Source organism: uncultured Brachyspira sp. (assembly GCF_944390845.1).
GTDB classification, from domain to species: domain Bacteria; phylum Spirochaetota; class Brachyspiria; order Brachyspirales; family Brachyspiraceae; genus Brachyspira; species Brachyspira pulli.
This window is the reverse complement of record NZ_CALXRM010000015.1, coordinates 19,423-38,110: the sequence shown is the minus strand read 5'-3', so window position 1 is coordinate 38,110 and position 18,688 is coordinate 19,423. Positions and strand designations below refer to the sequence as shown.

At 28.3% G+C, this 18,688-nt stretch carries 20 protein-coding genes; 1 reads left to right on the top strand and 19 read right to left on the bottom strand.

Translation table 11 applies throughout. The features are described from left to right. Positions 1–59: 59 nt before the first annotated feature. The 15 genes from Q0K52_RS04870 to Q0K52_RS04800 form a co-directional block, all read right to left on the bottom strand. Positions 60–1,214 carry a fused response regulator/phosphatase gene (locus Q0K52_RS04870; RefSeq protein WP_297297053.1) on the bottom strand — a complete coding sequence of 385 codons (1,155 nt, stop codon included), beginning with the start codon at positions 1,212–1,214 and terminating at the stop codon, positions 60–62. Between the two features lie 11 nt (positions 1,215–1,225). Further along, entirely contained in the window at positions 1,226–2,548 is a 1,323-nt protein-coding gene (locus tag Q0K52_RS04865; RefSeq protein ID WP_297297051.1) for an FtsW/RodA/SpoVE family cell cycle protein, read from the bottom strand. Beyond that, the gene (mrdA, locus tag Q0K52_RS04860) at positions 2,541–4,556 is read right to left on the bottom strand and encodes a penicillin-binding protein 2 (RefSeq protein WP_297297049.1); all 2,016 of its coding nucleotides are present in this window, start codon (positions 4,554–4,556) and stop codon (positions 2,541–2,543) included. Before mrdA ends, Q0K52_RS04865 begins: the two co-directional genes overlap by 8 nt. A 244-nt stretch (positions 4,557–4,800) precedes the next feature. Continuing rightward, the gene (locus Q0K52_RS04855) at positions 4,801–5,457 is read right to left on the bottom strand and encodes a DUF4405 domain-containing protein (RefSeq protein WP_297297047.1); all 657 of its coding nucleotides are present in this window, start codon (positions 5,455–5,457) and stop codon (positions 4,801–4,803) included. 490 nt (positions 5,458–5,947) lie between these two features. Next, on the bottom strand, positions 5,948–6,652 hold the full coding sequence (locus Q0K52_RS04850) for a flavodoxin (protein WP_297297045.1): 705 nt from the start codon (positions 6,650–6,652) through the stop codon (positions 5,948–5,950). Between the two features lie 47 nt (positions 6,653–6,699). Next, positions 6,700–7,527, bottom strand: coding sequence for an SDR family oxidoreductase (locus Q0K52_RS04845; RefSeq protein ID WP_297297043.1), 828 nt, complete (start codon positions 7,525–7,527; stop codon positions 6,700–6,702). A gap of 25 nt (positions 7,528–7,552) precedes the next feature. Further along, positions 7,553–8,401: an aldo/keto reductase gene (locus tag Q0K52_RS04840; RefSeq protein WP_297297041.1), complete on the bottom strand. Its 849-nt coding sequence runs from the start codon at positions 8,399–8,401 to the stop codon at positions 7,553–7,555. A gap of 28 nt (positions 8,402–8,429) precedes the next feature. Then, positions 8,430–9,500 (bottom strand): alpha/beta fold hydrolase, encoded by a 1,071-nt coding sequence (locus Q0K52_RS04835; protein WP_297297039.1) that lies wholly within the window; start codon positions 9,498–9,500, stop codon positions 8,430–8,432. Positions 9,501–9,573: 73 nt separating this feature from the next. Continuing rightward, positions 9,574–10,131, bottom strand: a complete 558-nt coding sequence (locus Q0K52_RS04830; protein ID WP_297297038.1) for a flavodoxin — start codon at positions 10,129–10,131, stop codon at positions 9,574–9,576. Positions 10,132–10,256: 125 nt separating this feature from the next. Next, positions 10,257–11,093: a carboxymuconolactone decarboxylase family protein gene (locus Q0K52_RS04825; RefSeq protein WP_297297036.1), complete on the bottom strand. Its 837-nt coding sequence runs from the start codon at positions 11,091–11,093 to the stop codon at positions 10,257–10,259. A 30-nt stretch (positions 11,094–11,123) separates the two neighbouring features. Then, positions 11,124–11,969, bottom strand: coding sequence for an aldo/keto reductase (locus Q0K52_RS04820; protein WP_297297034.1), 846 nt, complete (start codon positions 11,967–11,969; stop codon positions 11,124–11,126). Between the two features lie 34 nt (positions 11,970–12,003). Next, entirely contained in the window at positions 12,004–12,561 is a 558-nt protein-coding gene (locus tag Q0K52_RS04815; RefSeq protein ID WP_297297032.1) for a sugar O-acetyltransferase, read from the bottom strand. A gap of 121 nt (positions 12,562–12,682) precedes the next feature. Beyond that, positions 12,683–13,111: a cyclophilin-like fold protein gene (locus Q0K52_RS04810; protein WP_297297030.1), complete on the bottom strand. Its 429-nt coding sequence runs from the start codon at positions 13,109–13,111 to the stop codon at positions 12,683–12,685. A gap of 17 nt (positions 13,112–13,128) precedes the next feature. Then, positions 13,129–13,647 (bottom strand): cupin domain-containing protein, encoded by a 519-nt coding sequence (locus Q0K52_RS04805; RefSeq protein ID WP_297297028.1) that lies wholly within the window; start codon positions 13,645–13,647, stop codon positions 13,129–13,131. A gap of 78 nt (positions 13,648–13,725) precedes the next feature. Then, the gene (locus Q0K52_RS04800; RefSeq protein ID WP_297297026.1) at positions 13,726–14,076 is read right to left on the bottom strand and encodes a MerR family transcriptional regulator; all 351 of its coding nucleotides are present in this window, start codon (positions 14,074–14,076) and stop codon (positions 13,726–13,728) included. A gap of 153 nt (positions 14,077–14,229) precedes the next feature. Between Q0K52_RS04800 and Q0K52_RS04795 the strand changes: the two genes are divergently transcribed. Continuing rightward, positions 14,230–15,117: a LysR family transcriptional regulator gene (locus Q0K52_RS04795; RefSeq protein WP_297297024.1), complete on the top strand. Its 888-nt coding sequence runs from the start codon at positions 14,230–14,232 to the stop codon at positions 15,115–15,117. Positions 15,118–15,174: 57 nt separating this feature from the next. Here Q0K52_RS04795 and Q0K52_RS04790 read toward each other — a convergent pair whose 3' ends face one another. The 4 genes from Q0K52_RS04790 to Q0K52_RS04775 form a co-directional block, all read right to left on the bottom strand. Further along, entirely contained in the window at positions 15,175–15,621 is a 447-nt protein-coding gene (locus Q0K52_RS04790) for a cupin domain-containing protein (RefSeq protein WP_297297022.1), read from the bottom strand. A 27-nt stretch (positions 15,622–15,648) separates the two neighbouring features. Further along, positions 15,649–16,152: a flavodoxin gene (locus Q0K52_RS04785; protein ID WP_297297020.1), complete on the bottom strand. Its 504-nt coding sequence runs from the start codon at positions 16,150–16,152 to the stop codon at positions 15,649–15,651. A 545-nt stretch (positions 16,153–16,697) separates the two neighbouring features. Continuing rightward, on the bottom strand, positions 16,698–17,675 hold the full coding sequence (locus tag Q0K52_RS04780) for an aldo/keto reductase (protein WP_297297018.1): 978 nt from the start codon (positions 17,673–17,675) through the stop codon (positions 16,698–16,700). Positions 17,676–17,732: 57 nt separating this feature from the next. Then, positions 17,733–18,632: an aldo/keto reductase gene (locus Q0K52_RS04775; RefSeq protein WP_297297016.1), complete on the bottom strand. Its 900-nt coding sequence runs from the start codon at positions 18,630–18,632 to the stop codon at positions 17,733–17,735. Positions 18,633–18,688 lie beyond the last annotated feature (56 nt).

The window sequence follows — 18,688 nt, the reverse complement described above, 5'->3', positions numbered from 1 at the left end:
ATAATAAAATATTTAGTTATCATATTTTTTTGATATAGGAAATAAAATTTAATGTAAATTTATATAGTTCTTCTTAATATAATCATGCTTATATCATCAGGAAGCATATTATTAGAATAAGTTTTTAATTCTTTGATAATACAGTCTTGCATTATATTTACATTTTTATGACAATGTTTAACGAATATCTTCTTTAAGCAGTCATCTCCAAGCATTTTTCCATCATTTCCAAATATTTCATAAGCTCCGTCAGTAAATATAAATAATAAATCATTATGATTGAGTTTAGTTGTTATATCAGAATAGCTGCTGTCTTCCACCATGCCAACTAATGGGCCTTCTGTGTCAATATCAACAGTTGAATCTTTTGAATGGTATATTGGCTTTGGAGCACCGCCAGATGAACATATAAAATCGCCTGTATCATTGTTGTATATAGCATAAAACACTGAAGCAAATAAACTTTTATCAAAATTTTCTTCTATAAAGAAACTATTCAAAGTTTTTATAAATTCTGCCGGCTGAGTATTTTTTGAATCAATTACAGCATGCGAATCAAAAAAAGACTTTATTAATATAGTGAGCATACTTGCAGCAACTCCATGACCTGAAACGTCTACAAGTAATATAGCATACCAACCATCATTAATAGATTTTATTCCAATATAATCGCCTGAAACCTCATTAGGAGCATAATGGTATATAGATATGTCATTTTTGGGAATTGATGTATTTCCATAAGAAAGTATAGTTTTTTGAAGTTTTGAAGCATATTCAATATCTTGTTTTAATATGTTCATATACATAAGATTTGATTCTATTGCTTTTTTTAATCTTATATATGATTTCATTTTTAATAATAAAATATCTGTGTCCATAGATTTTAAGAAAAATCCGTCAGCACCGCATTCGTAAGATTTTAAACATTCGGTTTTATTGTCAGTTGCTGTTAAAAATAGTATAGCTATGTTTTTTAATATGTTATCATTTTTTATATGCTGAGATATACGTCCGGCACCTGCATTAGGAAGCATATAATCTACAAGTATACAATCCGGTATTTTATCATAAGCCATATTTATAGCTTCTTCGCAGGATAAAGCTATATAAGCTAAATATCCTGATTCTTTTAGAAATCTTTGTAAAAAATTTGCATAGTCTATATTGGAATCAACTATTAAAACCTTTTCTGTTAAAATATTACTGCTTTTCATTTTATAACTTCTTAAACTTGATGTACATATCTTCTTGCCTCAACATTGAAGATCAAACCTATAGATATTGAAAAAGTCCAAATAGATGATCCTCCGCTGCTTATAAAAGGCAAAGTTAAACCGGTTATAGGCATCATTCCCACAACCATACCAATATTAATTATAACATGGCATAAAAACATAGCAACAACACCTGATACAATTAAAGCACCTAATCTGTCTTTGGCAAAATATGCTACCATAGTTCCTCTTATAAAGATAACAGCATAGGCAAGAACTACTAATGCACTTCCTATAAATCCCCATTCCTCACATATATTTGAGAATATGAAGTCATTTACCTGCTGAGGTATGAAATTTAATTGCGATTGGCTTCCATTTAAAAATCCTTCACCAAATAAACCTCCGCTTCCTACAGCTATAAGTGACTGTATGATATTATACCCTGAACTTAGCCTTGTTAATTGAGGGTTCATGAATACTAATAATCTTTGTTTCTGATATTCTTTTAATCCTATATCGAAAGTTAAAGCTGCTACCGTACATAAGAATAATACAAAGAATGTAAATGATAATAAACCTACATATTTACTGTTCATATAGAAATTTAATGTTAGGAGTAGGGCAGATACAAAAAGGAATATTCCTGCCAAATAACCTATATATATTCTTTGAGATAAGAAGTTAAAAAGTATATTATCTATATCATCAGACATTCTTTTATATTCTAGGAACATAGGTATTGAAAGCCCTACAACACCAATACTTATTAATGCTATAATATATCTTGTAGGAACTCCGCCGACAAAAAGCATTATAAATACTATAAAACAGTATACAAGTACAGTACCTAAGTCAGGCTGAAGCAATACTAAACCTATTGGTATTGATATAAAAAGACCAGCCAAAGCAAAATATTTAATCTCTTTTATCTTATCACCTATTTGATCCAAATAACCAGCCAAGAAGATAATAACAACTATTTTACCAAATTCAGAAGGCTGCATACCAAATAACCAGCTGCTGCTGCCATTTACTGTAGTTCCTACTCCAGGTATTAAAACTAGAACAAGAACCCCAAGCATAGGTATATATAAAGACATTCTATGTTCAGCTAATTTTGTGTAATTTATAAACATACTTATAAACACCAAAACAAGCCCAGTAGCACAGAAAAATATGAATTTCAAGAACATCCAGCTAGTTTTTCCTGATTCCGGAGAGTATGTAGAAGAATATACCGCTATAGCTCCAGCAACCATTAAAAATATAACAGCTGCTAATATTTTCCAATCGAAGACAAATAATTTTTTTAATTCTTTTTTATCATTCATATTTTATCCTTTCGTCATCATCTTCTTTCTTTTCTTTTTCTTCTTCTTTTTGCTGTTCTCCGTCAATATTTTCTAAAGTTTCTCCATTTTGCTGAGCTTCTGCTTTCATTTTTTCTCTAGCAAGTCTTATTTGCTGATATATATACTGCATTCTAGCATAAATTACATTTCTAGCTTCTACAGCATCTTCACCGCCAAGTATAGAACGAAGCATTGCAGTAGCAATAGGTCCAGCAGTAGTACCGCCACCGCCACCACTATGCTCTAACATAACAGTAACGGCTACCATATCATCAGTAGGTCTTGAATTGTAAGGTCCGAATATTGTAACCCAAGTATGGTCTTTACCTTGAGCGTTTTGTGCTGTACCTGTTTTTGCTGCTAATTTTATATTAGGAGACCAAGCACCGTTTCTAGCAGTACCGCCTGTTACAGCCATTCTCATACCTTCTTTAACTACTGTAAATATGTTCTTATCTATATCTAATTTTTTAATTACTATTTTATCATTATTGTATATAACCTCATCAGTTTGAGAACTTCTTATTTCTTTAACAACGTGAGGTTTGTACATTACACCATCATTAATTATAGCAGAAGTTGCCATGTGTACGGCTATAGGTGTAGCAGACATATAACCTTGACCCATAACGTATTGAATAGTGTCACCGTCCCACCAATATTCACCGATTTTTCTTCTTTTCCAATCAGCACTAGGAACAACACCAACTTTTTCACCCGGTAAATCTATGCCTGTAACATCGCCGAATCCTAACATTTCAGCATATCTTTTAATGAAGTTAGGTCCTAATTCATAAGCCAAGTTATAGAAATATGTGTTGCAAGAATACTGAATAGCTCTGTACATATTGACATATCCATGCTGACCTGTACATCTGTAGAATCTGTTTTCAAGAAGCATACCGCCGCCGCAGAATCTTGTAGTATTAACTCCTATTCTTTTTTCAGCCAATGCTCCAACAGCAGTTACAAGTTTAAATGTAGAACCTGGAGGATATCTACCTCTTATAGCTTTATTCCAGAATGGGTTTGCTGGGTTATTGATAAGTTCTGCATACTTTTGTCTGTCTATTTTACCTATAAATATGTTAGGGTCATACCAAGGAGAACTTACCATAGCTAATATTTCACCTGTAGTAGGTTTTGATACTATTACAGTACCAACTTGACCTTTTATTAAGTCTTCAGCATCTTTTTGTATTTTAGAATCTATACTTAATATAAGTTTTTTTCCCGGTATAGGCTTTCCTATTGCAGGACTTATTGTTTCTTTTACTCTGTTTCTTGAATCTACTATCCATTGTACATATCCGTCTATTCCTCTAAGCTCTTTATCATAGAATTGTTCTACACCTTCTTTACCTATTACGCTGTTTCTTCTGTAGCCTTCAGCCTGTTTGCTTTCAAATTCTTCCTGAGATATATTTCCTATATATCCAAGTACATGCGTCATAGTTTCGCCAAGAGGATAGTGTCTTATAGATTTACTTCCATAATATACTCCGGGATATTCTTCTGATCTTTCAGCCAAATAACTCATTTGAGACATTGATATATTTTCTGATATCTCTACAGATTCATAGCTGTTTTTTGAAACTTTTTCCAAACTTGATTTTATATGTCCTAAATCTATATTGAATACTTTTGATACTCTGTATAGTAATTCTTCTCTTTCAAAATAATTCTTAGGTAAATAAACAGGTATCATATACATTGTGTAGGTTTTGATGTTTTCAGCAACTATAATGCCGTTTCTATCGTAAATTTCACCCCTGTATGCATCTATAGGAATAATTTGTTCTTTATTGTTTCTAGCTAAGCTATCATAATGTTCATTTTCTATTATCTGTAAATAAAATAGCCTTAGCAGAAGCAAAGTTGTTACCAATATTGATATTATGAATACAACTATTAATTTCTTCCTATATTTAAAATCTTCACTTATTATTTTTTTATCTTTGTTTAATTCTATTTCTAAAAAATTCATTTAATAAACCTTTTACCTTTTTAAGAATCATTATTAATATACTAATATTATATTAACAAAAAAATTTTATCAATACTATAAATAACGGTATTTTATATCATATTATTGAGTGCATGTTAAATATTATGTTAATTAATGTTTACTAAAATAATACAATATTTTACATAAAATTTGAATATAAAAAAGCGACTTAAATATATAAATTTAGCCGCTTTATTTATATTTATTATAGTTTTGATATTATTTATTTTTTATTGTTTATATAATTATTTAATTTTTGAATATAGTATGGTATAAATATGAATAAACCCATAATAGATATATAATCAGTAAAGAATAATATTACAGGTTCTTCATAATCAAAGAAAGCAAACTCCACAAGTAAAAACATTTTATTATATAAGCCTCTTTTAATAAATGAAATAATTCCATATAATGCTATTAATGAAGCTATTGCTATAGATAATTGTTTCTTTATATTAATGAATTTTTTACTCATATTTATGAACATACCCCAATGCATTCCCAAATGTGCGGACATAAATATAAATCCCCAAGAGTTTGAAATCATATGAAGTCTTCTTGTGAACATTCCGCTATTATGAATATTGAGAAAACCTAATACCCTTTGAGAGAATAGTATACCGCTTATCATTAGTCCTGCCATACATATAAAAAGCATAGTATTAATAAATGTATTCAATGCTCTGTTAAAACTGTATTTTCCTCTAGGTAAGTTTTTATACCAATGAAAATTTAGTATATGATGCAGTATAAAAAATATAAAAAGTGAGAAACCTAAATATTCATGTATAGCATCGCCCGTAAAATGATATGCCATTAGAGTGAAAAAAAGCAAAGTCATTATTATATCTACTATTATTTTAATTATTTTCTTCATAAATAAGTTCCTCCTTTTTATATAATATAATTGATTAATTTTAGCATATACCTAAACAACTATATTTTGTCAACCGCTAGCTGTGGCACCTTCCCGCACGGTACTATTCCATCTTATCAAATGTCAACTATACGTGCGGCTGATTATTTATTATTCACAAAAATTAATGATTTATCTTACATATAAAATAAAGTTTGTATTATTTAGTACTAATTTGACACTTGCACTTTCGCCGCAGGCGTACTTCGTATGGTTCTTTGACGCTGTCCGCCTCTCGAAACATGCCGACGAAGTCCACATACGGTGTTGGAAGGCGAGAAGCAAAACAGCTGCATTTTTTTACTAAAATTTTGATTTTAGGCTTTATTTAATACATATTCCTAATATATAAAGTCAAAACATTTGTACTTTTTGCAACTTTTTGCTACGGGAAAAAGTTGAATAAAATAAAAATATAGCATTTTACTTTTACAAAAACATTTTATCAATTTTAATAATCCAATTTTCTCACCCAATCCACAACTTTACTTTTTGAATTTTTTACTTCTGGTCTGTATACTCCTATAGGCTCTAATACTTTGCAGTTAGATGGAAGTAATTTTTTTAAATCTCTTATTGTTCTTGAAAGTCCTCCTGTTCCGTGAGTACAAAATGGTATTATAGTTTTTCCTGATAAATCATAGCTTTCAACGAATGTGAATACTGCCATAGGACATGTATACCACCAATTTGGAAAGCCTAAAAAGATAATATCATAATCATCTATATTATTAACTTTGTCAGTAAGTACTGGTCTTTCATTATTATCCCTTTCTTTTCTAGCCTGATTCAAACATTCATCATAATCGCTTGAATATTTATTTTGAGTTTTTATGCTGAATAAATCTCCTCCTGTTTCTTCCTGTATCCAAGTAGCTATTAATTCAGCATTACCCGGAGAAAGTACGCTTGCAGAAGTTTCAGCGTTTACATCAATAGAGGCAGGATTTTCTACTACTGTGTTATCTGACCAAGTGAAATATGCTATTAATATTTTTGAACCGCTTTGAGTATAATTTATATTTACTATTTTATTTTCTGAATTTTCAATATTAGAAACTATGTAATCAGTTTTTATTGTTTTTTCAGAATTATTTTTATTACTGCATGATGATAATATAATTATTGATAAAAGTATAAATATTAAATTTTTCATAAATCCTCCTTAAATAGATTTTATAATTTATGATTAGTATTAAAGTTTTATTTATTGTTTGATAATTCTCCGTACCACCAAGATGCTGTTACTCCGCCGTCCATAAGAAAATCGCTTCCTGAAATAAATGATCCTCTGTCAGTCATTAATAGTTCAGCAACATTTGCCACATCGTCTGGTGTTCCTGCTCTTTTAGAAGGACAAAGATCCAGCATTCTTTTATACATTGCTCCTCTTGGGCCGTTCAATTCATCATTAGCTAATGGAGTGATTATTATTCCTGGACTTATTGAATTTAATCTTGCCCCTCTTTTACCCCAATTACCAGATTCATACATTACTCTAAGACAATTGCATCTTTTTGATAATTGATAAGCTTTTAATGTATCAGAAGCTTTTTCTAGTATAGGCATAGATAATAATTCTTCTGTTGGAGTGGTTGCCAGTATTTTATTTTCTTCATCAGTCAAAGATCCTAAACGATATCCCGATTGAGAAGATATTATTACTCCGCTTCCGCCTTCTTCTATTACTTTGCCGAATTCCTCAAGAAGTACAGCTGTTCCATATAAATCAACTTTTAAAATATCTTCAATAGGTGCCTGAGAAGGTGAAACTCCTGCAGCATTAACAAAATATTTTATTTTTCCTAAGCTTTTTGAAAAATCTATAAGTTTTAAAATTGATTCTCTCGAAGAAATATCAGTTTCACATACAGATGTTTGAAATCCTGAATTGTATAATGTTTTAGCTTCTCTTTCAGCATTTTTTATATTGAAATCAGCAAGTACTATATGTTTTCCTATACCCATTCTTCTTGCTATAGCAATACCTATAGATCCGGCTCCTGTTAAAACTAGAACATCTTTTTTCATTTATATTATCCTTATATTTATTAAATTATTCAAGAACCCTTTCTGATAAGAGTTTTACCATTTTATGATCCTGATGAGAGAAGAAAGAACTTTCATTTTTATCAAGAGATGAAATTAACTTTATGTCGCTGTCATCTAATTCAAAATCAAAAATATTGAAATTTTCTTCCATTCTTTCTTTTCTAACAGTTTTAGGTATTACTACTATGTTTCTTTTTACAAGCCAATTTAAAATTATTTGAGCTGCTGATTTATTATATTTTTTAGCTATACTTAATAATATTTCGTTATCAAACATATTGTTTCTTCCTTCAGCAAAAGGAGCCCAAGACTGCATTTGTACATTATATTCCTGCATAATAGTTTGATAATCATTTTTTTGATAAAATGGATTTACTTCCACTTGATTTACTGCAGGTACTATTTTATTGTGCATTATTAAATCAACCAATCTATCAGCAAAGAAATTGCATACTCCAATGGCTTTAATTTTTCCATTTTTGTATAATTCTTCCATGCATCTCCATTCTCCGTAATAATCACCGAAAGGCTGATGTATTAAATACAAATCCAAATAATCTAATTGAAGTTTTTCAAGAGAATTATTAAATGCTTTTTTAGTATCTTCATAGCCATTTTTTTGTATCCATAATTTTGTTGTTATAAATAATTCTTTTCTGTTTATACCGCTTTCTTTTATAGCATCTCCAACTGCTTTTTCATTTTTATATGAGGCTGCAGTGTCTATTAGTCTGTATCCTGTTTCAATAGCATTTAGTACTGCTTTTTTACATTCATTATAATCTTGAATTTGATAAACTCCAAAACCTAAAATAGGCATTTCTAAACCATTATTTAATTTTACGTATTTCATTTATAAATCCTTTTAAATATTTTTTATATTATTCTAAATTTTTTTCTTTTAAATATTTTTCAAGCAAATCTGCTATTTCTAAGTTGTTTAAATCTGAAAAAGGAAAATGAGTATTTCCATATATTCCAATTTCTGGAAGAATTACAACATTAACATCAGCATTATAAGATTTTAAAGTTTCTTCCCATTTTTTTACTAATTCAACTCTTAATCTCCATTCTTCCAAATAAGGATTATCAGATTTTTCTTTTGGTATATTATCTCCATAATAAATTACTATAGGTATGCTTGCTAATTTTTTGAAATCATTTTCAGGAATTTCTTTTATAGGAAAATATGCAGGCATAGTAATATTAGTAGGTGAAGTATTTTCAGGAAAAGGCAAACTGCATCCGCCAGGCTCATATAAAACTAATGCCTTAACATTTTTATTTTTTATTGCTGTAAAAAATGCAGGACCGGCTCCTTGTGAATGTGCTACTAAAATTCCTTCTCCTATTCTATCAAATAATGCAGATAAACTATCAGATACTACTTCCTCATCAAAATTACCAGTATTAGGAGTAACTTGCTGAAAGTATTGAGTTAAAGTTTCTTCATCATTTTTAAATTGCACATTTTCAAAAAAATCAGGCCAAGAACCTATTCTAAACCAATTAAATAAAGATTGTTCGTCAGGAGTAGGGTTAATAGTTATAGGCACAGAACTTCTTCCAGCTCTTCCTCTCCTTGGCTGATCTACCAAATATACACTATATCCTTTTTTTAAGAAAATATTTTGAAAACCTTCTCTGCCGTCTGGAGTAGTTTCAAAGCTTTTAGCAGATTGTCCGCCTCCATGCAAAAATACTATAGGGTATTTTTTAGCATTAACAGGTATTTGATAAAATGTATATCCATGGTCGCTATGATATGTTTGTCCGTTTGAACTTGGAAATAAAGTATCTTTTTCAAATTCTCCATTTGCCGATGATACTTTACCGCCAAATGTAAAACTTCCTTGTTTATCTATAATAATTTTATTTTGTGTATTATTAGATATATTGCTGCATGATATACTTAATAATATTGTTAAAAACACTAATAATAATTTTTTCATTATATAATCCTTAAAATATTTTTTATTTCCTACTGCCTATTAAATTATAATAAGCAGCAGGAGAATAAAAGTTTTATAATATGTTTATATTTTGAAGCCATGTTTTTATATTATTTTCTGAACTATTAACGCTTCCTCCAGATATGCTTAAACTTTCTAATATAGTTGAATTAGGACATAATGAAGTTATATCGGTAACACTTCTTCCCATTCTGCTTCCACCATGAGTACATAAAGGAGCAATTTTTTTACCGCTGAAATCATGAGTTAATAATAATTGTTTTACTGCCTGCGGAATAGTTCCCCACCAATTAGGGTAACATAATATTATAGTGTCATAGTTAGCTAAATTATTTATATTAGCACTTAACTTTGGTAAAAAATCATCATTTTGTTCTTTTCTTGCCTGATTTACAGTATCATTATAAGAACTTGGATATGCTTCAAGGGTTTTTACTTCAAATATATCTGCCTGAGTAAGATTTTTTATCATATTGGCAGCTGTTCTAGTATTTCCGCCCCAAGAAAAATATACGATTAATGTTTTAGAACTTTGAGCGTTTAAACCTCCTATTAATAATGTGCTTGAAATAAGCAATGACATTAATATTGTTTTTATTATTTTTTTCATTTTGATCCTCCTATTTTATTATTCTTAAAGTTTTATTTTTTTAAATATACACCTATCTTGCATTTTTAATTTTTATTATATTGTTATTATGATAGAGTATAATTAATGTTGTTTTATAATCTTAATTATTTTAGATTGTTAATTATTGTTATAGCATTCAATGTTCTTGGATAGCCTATAAAAGGAAGACACTGAGTTACTGCTTCAAGCATCATATCTTTAGTATTACCCATTGATATATTAGCATTCGCATGTGCTGTTGCCTGAGGTTCTGCTCCTCCTAATGAAATAAGCATTATGAATGTTAAAAGCTCTCTAGTTTTCAAATCTAAACCTGTTCTTGTATAAAAATCTCCGAAACAGTTAGCTGATAAGAAATTCTGTATATGCTTCTGATTAGGTGCGGCATTTGAATGTGCAGCATGTATCGCATCTCCAAATATGCTTACCTGAGTTTCTAATCCTTTATCGAATCTAGTTTGTTCTGTAACTGTTGATTGAGATTCTATAGGAAGCGAAATATTTTTTTCTTTGAATACTTCATTTGCTTTTTCTAATGCTGCAAATACTCTAGGAAATCCAACATAAGGCGAACATTGATATAATGCTTCTTTTATCTCTATAGGGCTGGCTCCAACATTCAAAGCTATTTCCACATGATCTTTTATCATATCAGTACCTTGTGAAGCAGTTAAAGAAACTAATGTTACAAGTTCCCTTAATTTAGGTTCTAATGTTCCATGATTATAAACATCGGCATACAAGAAATTATTGAATATGCTTTCTAAATCTGCATCATTAGTTTTAGTTATAGATGCTTCTCTTTTTAATAATTCATTATATTTGTTTTTTGCTTTTTCTGTCATAGTTAAACTTTCTCCTTTATTTTGTGAATTTGCTATGCATGAAAATACTATCACTAGGATAGATAAAGATAAAATGATTTTTAATGTTTTTTTCATTAATAACCTCCTTAATTTTGTATTAATTTTTTAATATTTTAATTTTAATAATTGCTTTATAAAGTCAGCATCATCATTAAGAAATATTATGTTTTTATTATTATCCAAAGTTTTTATAATATTCATATCATTATCATCTAATGTGAAATCGAATATTTTAGAGTTTTCTATTATTCTTTCTTTGTGTATACTCTTTGGAATAATAGGTATATTTCTTTGGGTGAGCCATCTTAAAATAACTTGAGCTACAGTTTTATTGTATTTTTTGCCTATACTTTTTAATATTTCATTATTGAAAATATTATTTTTTCCTTCAGCCAAAGGTCCCCAAGATTCTAATGTGATATTATATTCTTTCATTAAATCCTGATCTTCCCATCTTTGAAAAAATGGATGAGTTTCTATTTGATTAATTGCAGGCATTATTTTATTATGTGCTGCAAAATCAATTAATCTATCTTTATAAAAGTTGCAGCATCCTATAGCTCTTATATATCCAGACTCATATAATTCTTCCATTGCTTTCCAAGCTGCATAATAATTACCGAAAGGCATGTGAAGTAAATATAAATCTAAATAGTCCAATCCTAATTTTTCCATAGATATTTGAAATGCTTTCTTTGCCTTATCATAATCAGCATCCTGTATCCATAATTTAGTAGTGATAAACATTTCTTTTCTGTTAATTCCGCTTTCTTTTATGGCATCTCCAACAGCTTTTTCATTAAGATATATTGATGCTGTGTCTATATGTCTGTATCCTGCTTCAATGGCATAAAGACATGCTTTTTTGCATTCCTCATAATCTTCTACTCTGTATACTCCAAATCCTAGAATAGGCATTTCAACATTATTATTTAATTTTATAGTATTCATAATGTCTCCGTTTTTTATAAATATTATTGTGTTATTATTTTAATTCTTTTATAACTTTGGCAGGATTACCTCCAACTATAGTATTGCTTGGTACATCTTTATTTACAACAGCACCGGCAGCAACTATTGAGTTTTCTCCTATAGTAACGCCTGGAAGTATTATGGCTCCTGTTCCTATCCATACATTTTTCTTTATTGTTATTTGTTTTGGAATTAATATATTTCTATTATTAAAATCATGATTTGGTGTTATTATGCTTACATTATGTGCTATTTGTACATTGTCTTCTATAAGAACTCCTCCAATATCCATTATAGTGCAGTTTTTATTTATAAATATATTTTTTCCAAATTCCACATTTCCTATATCTATATGAAAGTTTTGCATTATAATTACAGATTCATCTAAATTGGTTTCAAAAATTTGATTTAGAATATCTCTGTTATTTTTATATGCTTGAAAAGTATTGTTATACTGCCATAATAATTTTTCTGTTTCCTGCATTTTATTCCCTATGTTTACAAATTCTGCAGAGAACATATCTATAGTTTTTCCTGATTTATAATCTTTTAAAAATTCTTTTATACTCATAAAATTATCACTCCTATTGTTTATTAATTATTTGTTAATTTTAGCATTGAAGTTAACTCCAATGTCAATAGTAAAATTATAATTTTCTTATCTCATTACATTTTTTACAAACTTGGTATTTTTAATTTACTTTTTCAATACGTATATCAAAATCTCCTTTCATATTTGAAAGTTTTGATATATCTGATGCATTTTCAAATTTTCCTAAATAAATTAAATTATTTGAATATCTAAAATTTTTATAAAATATAGCAATGTTACCCCAAGGAGCATAATAAGTTATATCTCCTGCTTTAGGATTTATTCCGTCAGGTTCATTTTGAGTATTTAGTTTTTTACTTAAATAAAATATTTTTTCTGTGCTGTTATAATCTTCTGCCTTAATATTTAAAGGAAGTAACGATAAAAAATCATTTCCTGCTTTTGAATTTGTTATTACAGCATAGATTTCATTGCTGCCAAAAGTTAATTTTATTCTTGTGTTTTGAGCAAATGCATTCATAGTGAATAATCCTGTAAATAATATAAAAGTTATAATAATTTTTTTCATAAACTTAAAATCCTTTATTATTGATTTGTATAGCTGTAATATTCTTCATCAGTAACATGTTTCATCCAAGTAACACTGTTTCCATTTGAATCTCCTGTTATAGCAATATGTTTCATAGGTGAATTAGGAGAAGCACCATGCCAATGCTTTATATTAGAAGGACAATATAAAGTATCTCCGGCTCTAAATTCTTGTATAGGCTTTCCTTCTTCTTGAGTAAGTCCTATGCCTTCAATAACTATTAAATGCTGTCCTGCAGGGTGGGTATGCCAAGCACTTCTTGCTCCCGCCTGAAATGTAACATAAGCTACAGAAAATTTTGAAGTTTCATTTGGGGAAGTTATAGATTCTACTTCAACATCTCCTGTAAAATAGTCAGATGAACCTTTTGATTTTTGTCCTTCTCCATTTTTCATTAAAATTGTATTTGTAGGTGATGCAGTATATGCATATGTATTAGCAGCATTATTTGTATTATTTGAATTGCATGATATTACTGCAATCAAAACAAATAAAATTAATAAAATGTTTTTCATTTTTTCTCCTTTTTGTGTATTAATAAATTGTTTTTATGATTGTATTATTGAAATTAATTCCAATGTAAAATTTTATGATCAATTAAAAAAGTCTTTTTCTTCTAGCTTTTTGTTTAACATTTCTAATTTCATTTTCATTTCATTAATATGTCTTTGCATAATATCTCTTTCATTTATTAGTATTGATCTTCTTTCGTTTAAAGTGTTTTTTCCTTTTTTGTATAATTTTATATATTTAATTATTGAATCTAATGATATTCCTAGATCACGCATTGATTTTGAGAATTTTATGCATTGTAAATTATAATCATTGTAATTTCTTATACCGCTTTTATTTCTGCTTATTTCAGGTATTATTCCTATTTTTTCATAATATCTTAAAGTGTCTTTTGATAAACCTGTTAATTCGCTTACTTCTGATATAGTCATAATATTCTCCTTTTTTCTTTGCTTTATGTAGTAATTTTAAGTTATTATTGAAATATATCAAATACTTATATCTTATAATTAGTTATACTAAAAAGGTATTGCTATATAATGCTTAATATGATATTATAAAATAAAAATTAATTGGTATAAAAAATGGATATAAAGTCTTTAACATATTTTTTAACTGCTGCCAGAGAGGGAAGTATTACTAAAGCAGCGAATTCTCTTAATTTAACACAGCCTAATTTATCAAGACAAATAAATAATTTAGAAAAGGAAATTGGAAAAAAATTATTTATAAGAAGCAACTATAGTATAAAACTTACTTCCGATGGTGTTTTACTTAAAAAGAGAGCAGAAGAAATTATTGATATGATAGAAAAAACTAGAATGGAGTTTAAATCTTCTGACGATGTTATAGCAGGCGATATTTACATAGGTTGTGCCGAAACTTATTATATAAAATTAATTGCAGATGTGATAAAAGGTCTTAGACAGTCTTATCCTAAAATAATATATCATATTCATAGCGGAGCATATTCTGAAATAACAGAGAAACTTGATAAAGGACTTTTGGATTTTGGAATACTTATAGGCGATATAGATTTATCTAAATATGATTATATAGATATTCCTTATAAAGAAGTTTATGGTTTATTAATGAGAAAAGATTCCCATTTATCTAAAAATAAATTCATAGAAAAACATGATTTATTTGATATACCTATAATGTGTCCAAAAATATTTTTTAATAATAAAATACAGACTTCAAAATTTAGTGAATGGATAGGAAATGATTTTGATAAATTGAATATTATATTAAGTTATAATTTGATTTATAATGCAGCATTAATGGTTGAGGAAGGTATAGGATATGCTTTAACTATAGATAAATTAGTTAATACAACTAATACAAGCGATTTACAGTTTATACAATTAAATCCAAGATTAGAAATAGAATTGAGAGTAGTTTGGAAAAAGAATCAAGTATTTTCAGAAGCTTCAAAAATATTTTTAGAAGAATTAAAAAATAAATTATGAGCGTCTTATTTATAATAATTATAAAAGGCACTCATAATTTTTTATCACTTTTATTAATTATTTATTCTTTTTATAAGCATTATATTCTTCATCAGTAACATGTTCCATCCAAGTAACATTGTTGCCGTCTTTATCTCCAGTGATAGCAATATGTTTCATTCTGCATTCAGGCGAAGCACCATGCCAATGTTTTTTATCTTTTGGACAGTAAAGAGCCTCTCCAGCATGAAACTCTAAAACTTCTCCGCCTTCTTCTTGAGTAAGTCCTATGCCTTCAACTACTACTAAATGCTGTCCGCAAGGGTGAGTATGCCATGCTGTTCTTGCACCTGCTTCAAATGTTACATAAGCTACAGAGAAATGTGAATCTTCATTAGGCTCTGTAAGAATTTCTACTTCAACATCTCCTGTAAAATATTCTTTTGCTCCTTTGAATTTTTTACCTTCTCCATTTTTTATAAATATAGTTTTTTCTGGTGATTTTGGATATTCATAATCTGACATTTTATTTCTCCTTTTTGATATTATTAATTATTTTATTTTTATAAATATATCTTTAATCCATTTCTTTATTTCATTTTCAGCACTTGATGCAGAACTTCCGTATACGCTTAATATTTTAGCCACTTGTTTAGATTTTGATTCTTTTTCTATATCTCTTTTAATGCTTCCTGACCCTCCGCCTCCATGAGTACAGAAAGGCATTATTATTTTATTAGAGAAATCAAAACTATTCAAGAATGTATTTACCGGAGGCGCCATAGTATTCCACCAATTTGGGCTTCCTATAAATATAACATCGTAATCATCTATGCTTTTTATATTGTTTTTTAATTTCGGCTTTATATTACTGTTTATATCTCTTTTGGCTTCGTTTAAAACTGTGTTATAACTTGGGGAATATGCTTTTTCTGGTTCTGTATAGAAAAAATCTATTTCAGCATTTGAAAATTCTGATTTTATAACTTTTCCTATAAACTCAGCAAGTTTTTTAGTGTTTGATGAATGTGAATAATATGCTATCAATGCTTTCATTTTAAATTCCTATTATTGTTATCATAAACTCGCTTTAAATTAGCTAATAACTAAAGTTATTAGCTGCTCGTTTATTTTTATTATTGCTTATTTTATTTAATATAATTATTTTTTAACAAATTAATAAGTATTTACTATATTTTATAATTTATACTAGTCATTACAAATAATTAAAATAATAAACAAATTTTTTATAAAATATAGTTTTTTATGTTATACTAAAAAAATTAAGTTTATAAATTTTTTGTTGTTCTTTTTCCCGCCGCAAAAAGAACCAAAAAGTGCAAGTATAAACTTAGTACTAAATAATACTAAGTTTTTTTACATGTGATATAAACTATTAAGTTTAAGTACACCTTTCCAAAGGCACGCAGAGTGAAGGTGGACTTTGGCAAATATAGCCTTTTTGCTTCTTTGTGGCAATACCACAGGCACTCCCTGCGGTCGCAAAAGAAGTGGGGTATGGGGCAAAGCCCCAATTATAAATTATAAAATACTCCTTAGTTTGTTTTGAAACAAGTATAATATTATAAATACAAAAAATATTATCTGCCTACTATCTCCAAATGTTCCTTCGGATATCTTTCTCCTTGTATAGTTATTTTTGATATTGCTTCATTTATTTTATTTAATTCTTCATCAGTAAACTCTACATTAACAGAGTATATATTTTCTTTTAATCTTTCTATTTTTCTTGTTCCCGGTATTGGTACTATAAATGGTTTTTGATACAATACCCAAGCTAATGCTATTTGTGATTTTGATACATTCTTTGTTTTAGCAATATCTTCTAAAATATCAATCAATACCTGATTTTGCTTTAAATTTTCTTTTTGGAATCTTGGTACAGAACTTCTAAAATCATTTTTTGAAAACTCTGAATCAGCATTGAATCTTCCAGTTAAAAATCCTTTGCCTAATGGAGAGAAGGGAACAAAACCAATATTTAATTCTTCTAATAATGGTATAATTTCTTTTTCCGGCTCTCTCCAAATCATAGAATATTCGCTTTGTATGGCTGTTAATTTACATACTTTATCAGCTTTTTTTATAGTGTTTGCTCCAGGTTCTGAAATGCCCCAATGTTTAATTTTTCCTTCTTTTATTAATTCTTTCATTGTGTCTGCCACTTCTTCTATAGGCGTATTAGCATCAACTCTATGAAGATAGTATAAATCAATATAATCAGTTCTTAATCTCTTTAATGAACCTTCTACCGATGTTCTTATAGTTTCTTTTTTGGCATCTAATACAGGTTTTCCATTTACTGTTTTTATGCCGCATTTTGTAGCTATTACAACTTTATCTCTGTATTTTTCTAATGCTTCGCCTACAATTTCCTCATTTTTATATGGGCCATAAGCTTCTGCAGTGTCAAAGAAATTAATACCTAATTCTACAGCTTCATGTATAAGAGATATTAATTCTGTTTTATCATAATTTTCATCATATACTACACCGTATCCCATACAGCCTAAGCCTATTGCAGATACTTCCAAATTTCCAAGCATTCTTTTTTTCATTTTATACCTCCTGAAATTTTATTAATAAACTATTTTAAATTGAATAATTTTAAATCTTTAATACCAATCATGTTTTTCATCGCGGTTCAATTCTGATATTCTTTTCATATCATCATCACTTAATTCAAAATCGTATATTTCTGTATTTTCTATTATATGTTGTCTGTTGCTTGATCCAGGTATTACAATTACGCCTCTTTGTAAATTCCATCTTAATATTATTTGAGCAACTGATTTATTATATTTTGCTGCTATATCTTTTAATACTTTATCATTTAAAAGTTCTTTTTGATGTCCTCTGCCTCCCAATGGATACCAGCCTTGAACAGCTATACCCAAACTTTGAATATATTCTATTACTTCAGTATCCTGATAGTATGGGTGTATTTCATTTTGTACTAAAGCAGGAATTATATTTATCTTTGGAATAAAATCTTTTAATTCCTTTATATACCAATTAGAAAGTCCAACAGAACGAATTTTTCCTTCTTTTATAGCTTTTTCTATAGCCTTATATGCCTCAACATCATTATTTCCAGGGTGATGAAGAAGCATCATGTCAATATATTCTACATTTAATTTTTTTAATGCATCATTGATAGCTTTTTCTGCATTATTATATTGATTAGGATATAATTTTGTAATGATAAAAATATCTTTTCTATCAATTTTAGAATCTCTTACAGCCTTTCCAACTTCTTCCTCATTATTGTATATGTATGCAGTGTCTATCAATCTTACACCGTTTTGTAAGGCATAAAGAATAGAATTATAGCAAACATCATTTAATAAACTATAGGTACCGATTCCATTTAAAGGTATTTCATATCCGTTATTTAGTTTAACAGTTTTTGTATTGAAATTAAAATTGCCTTTCATATTATTTGCCTCTGCTTTATTATTAAAAATTAGTACTGTCATAAAAATCAATAAAAAACTTATAAAAATATTTTTCATCATTTATCCTTTTATAAAATTTAAACCTATCATGTATTATCAAAATAATGCAGTAA

What these genes read in the sequence shown, in the direction of transcription:
- Q0K52_RS04810 (WP_297297030.1), bottom strand. Translation starts at nt 13,111, where the DNA reads ATGAAAAAAATTATTATAACTTTTATATTATTTACAGGATTATTCACT.
- Q0K52_RS04855 (WP_297297047.1), bottom strand. Translation starts at nt 5,457, where the DNA reads ATGAAGAAAATAATTAAAATAATAGTAGATATAATAATGACTTTGCTT.
- Q0K52_RS04845 (WP_297297043.1), bottom strand. Translation starts at nt 7,527, where the DNA reads ATGAAAAAAGATGTTCTAGTTTTAACAGGAGCCGGATCTATAGGTATT.
- Q0K52_RS04780 (WP_297297018.1), bottom strand. Translation starts at nt 17,675, where the DNA reads ATGAAAAAAAGAATGCTTGGAAATTTGGAAGTATCTGCAATAGGCTTA.
- Q0K52_RS04820 (WP_297297034.1), bottom strand. Translation starts at nt 11,969, where the DNA reads ATGAATACTATAAAATTAAATAATAATGTTGAAATGCCTATTCTAGGA.
- Q0K52_RS04790 (WP_297297022.1), bottom strand. Translation starts at nt 15,621, where the DNA reads ATGTCAGATTATGAATATCCAAAATCACCAGAAAAAACTATATTTATA.
- Q0K52_RS04840 (WP_297297041.1), bottom strand. Translation starts at nt 8,401, where the DNA reads ATGAAATACGTAAAATTAAATAATGGTTTAGAAATGCCTATTTTAGGT.
- Q0K52_RS04825 (WP_297297036.1), bottom strand. Translation starts at nt 11,093, where the DNA reads ATGAAAAAAACATTAAAAATCATTTTATCTTTATCTATCCTAGTGATA.
- Q0K52_RS04835 (WP_297297039.1), bottom strand. Translation starts at nt 9,500, where the DNA reads ATGAAAAAATTATTATTAGTGTTTTTAACAATATTATTAAGTATATCA.
- Q0K52_RS04870 (WP_297297053.1), bottom strand. Translation starts at nt 1,214, where the DNA reads ATGAAAAGCAGTAATATTTTAACAGAAAAGGTTTTAATAGTTGATTCC.
- Q0K52_RS04800 (WP_297297026.1), bottom strand. Translation starts at nt 14,076, where the DNA reads ATGACTATATCAGAAGTAAGCGAATTAACAGGTTTATCAAAAGACACT.
- Q0K52_RS04795 (WP_297297024.1), top strand. Translation starts at nt 14,230, where the DNA reads ATGGATATAAAGTCTTTAACATATTTTTTAACTGCTGCCAGAGAGGGA.
- Q0K52_RS04815 (WP_297297032.1), bottom strand. Translation starts at nt 12,561, where the DNA reads ATGAGTATAAAAGAATTTTTAAAAGATTATAAATCAGGAAAAACTATA.
- Q0K52_RS04865 (WP_297297051.1), bottom strand. Translation starts at nt 2,548, where the DNA reads ATGAATGATAAAAAAGAATTAAAAAAATTATTTGTCTTCGATTGGAAA.
- Q0K52_RS04830 (WP_297297038.1), bottom strand. Translation starts at nt 10,131, where the DNA reads ATGAAAAAAATAATAAAAACAATATTAATGTCATTGCTTATTTCAAGC.
- mrdA (WP_297297049.1), bottom strand. Translation starts at nt 4,556, where the DNA reads ATGAATTTTTTAGAAATAGAATTAAACAAAGATAAAAAAATAATAAGT.
- Q0K52_RS04850 (WP_297297045.1), bottom strand. Translation starts at nt 6,652, where the DNA reads ATGAAAAATTTAATATTTATACTTTTATCAATAATTATATTATCATCA.
- Q0K52_RS04775 (WP_297297016.1), bottom strand. Translation starts at nt 18,632, where the DNA reads ATGAAAAATATTTTTATAAGTTTTTTATTGATTTTTATGACAGTACTA.
- Q0K52_RS04805 (WP_297297028.1), bottom strand. Translation starts at nt 13,647, where the DNA reads ATGAAAAACATTTTATTAATTTTATTTGTTTTGATTGCAGTAATATCA.
- Q0K52_RS04785 (WP_297297020.1), bottom strand. Translation starts at nt 16,152, where the DNA reads ATGAAAGCATTGATAGCATATTATTCACATTCATCAAACACTAAAAAA.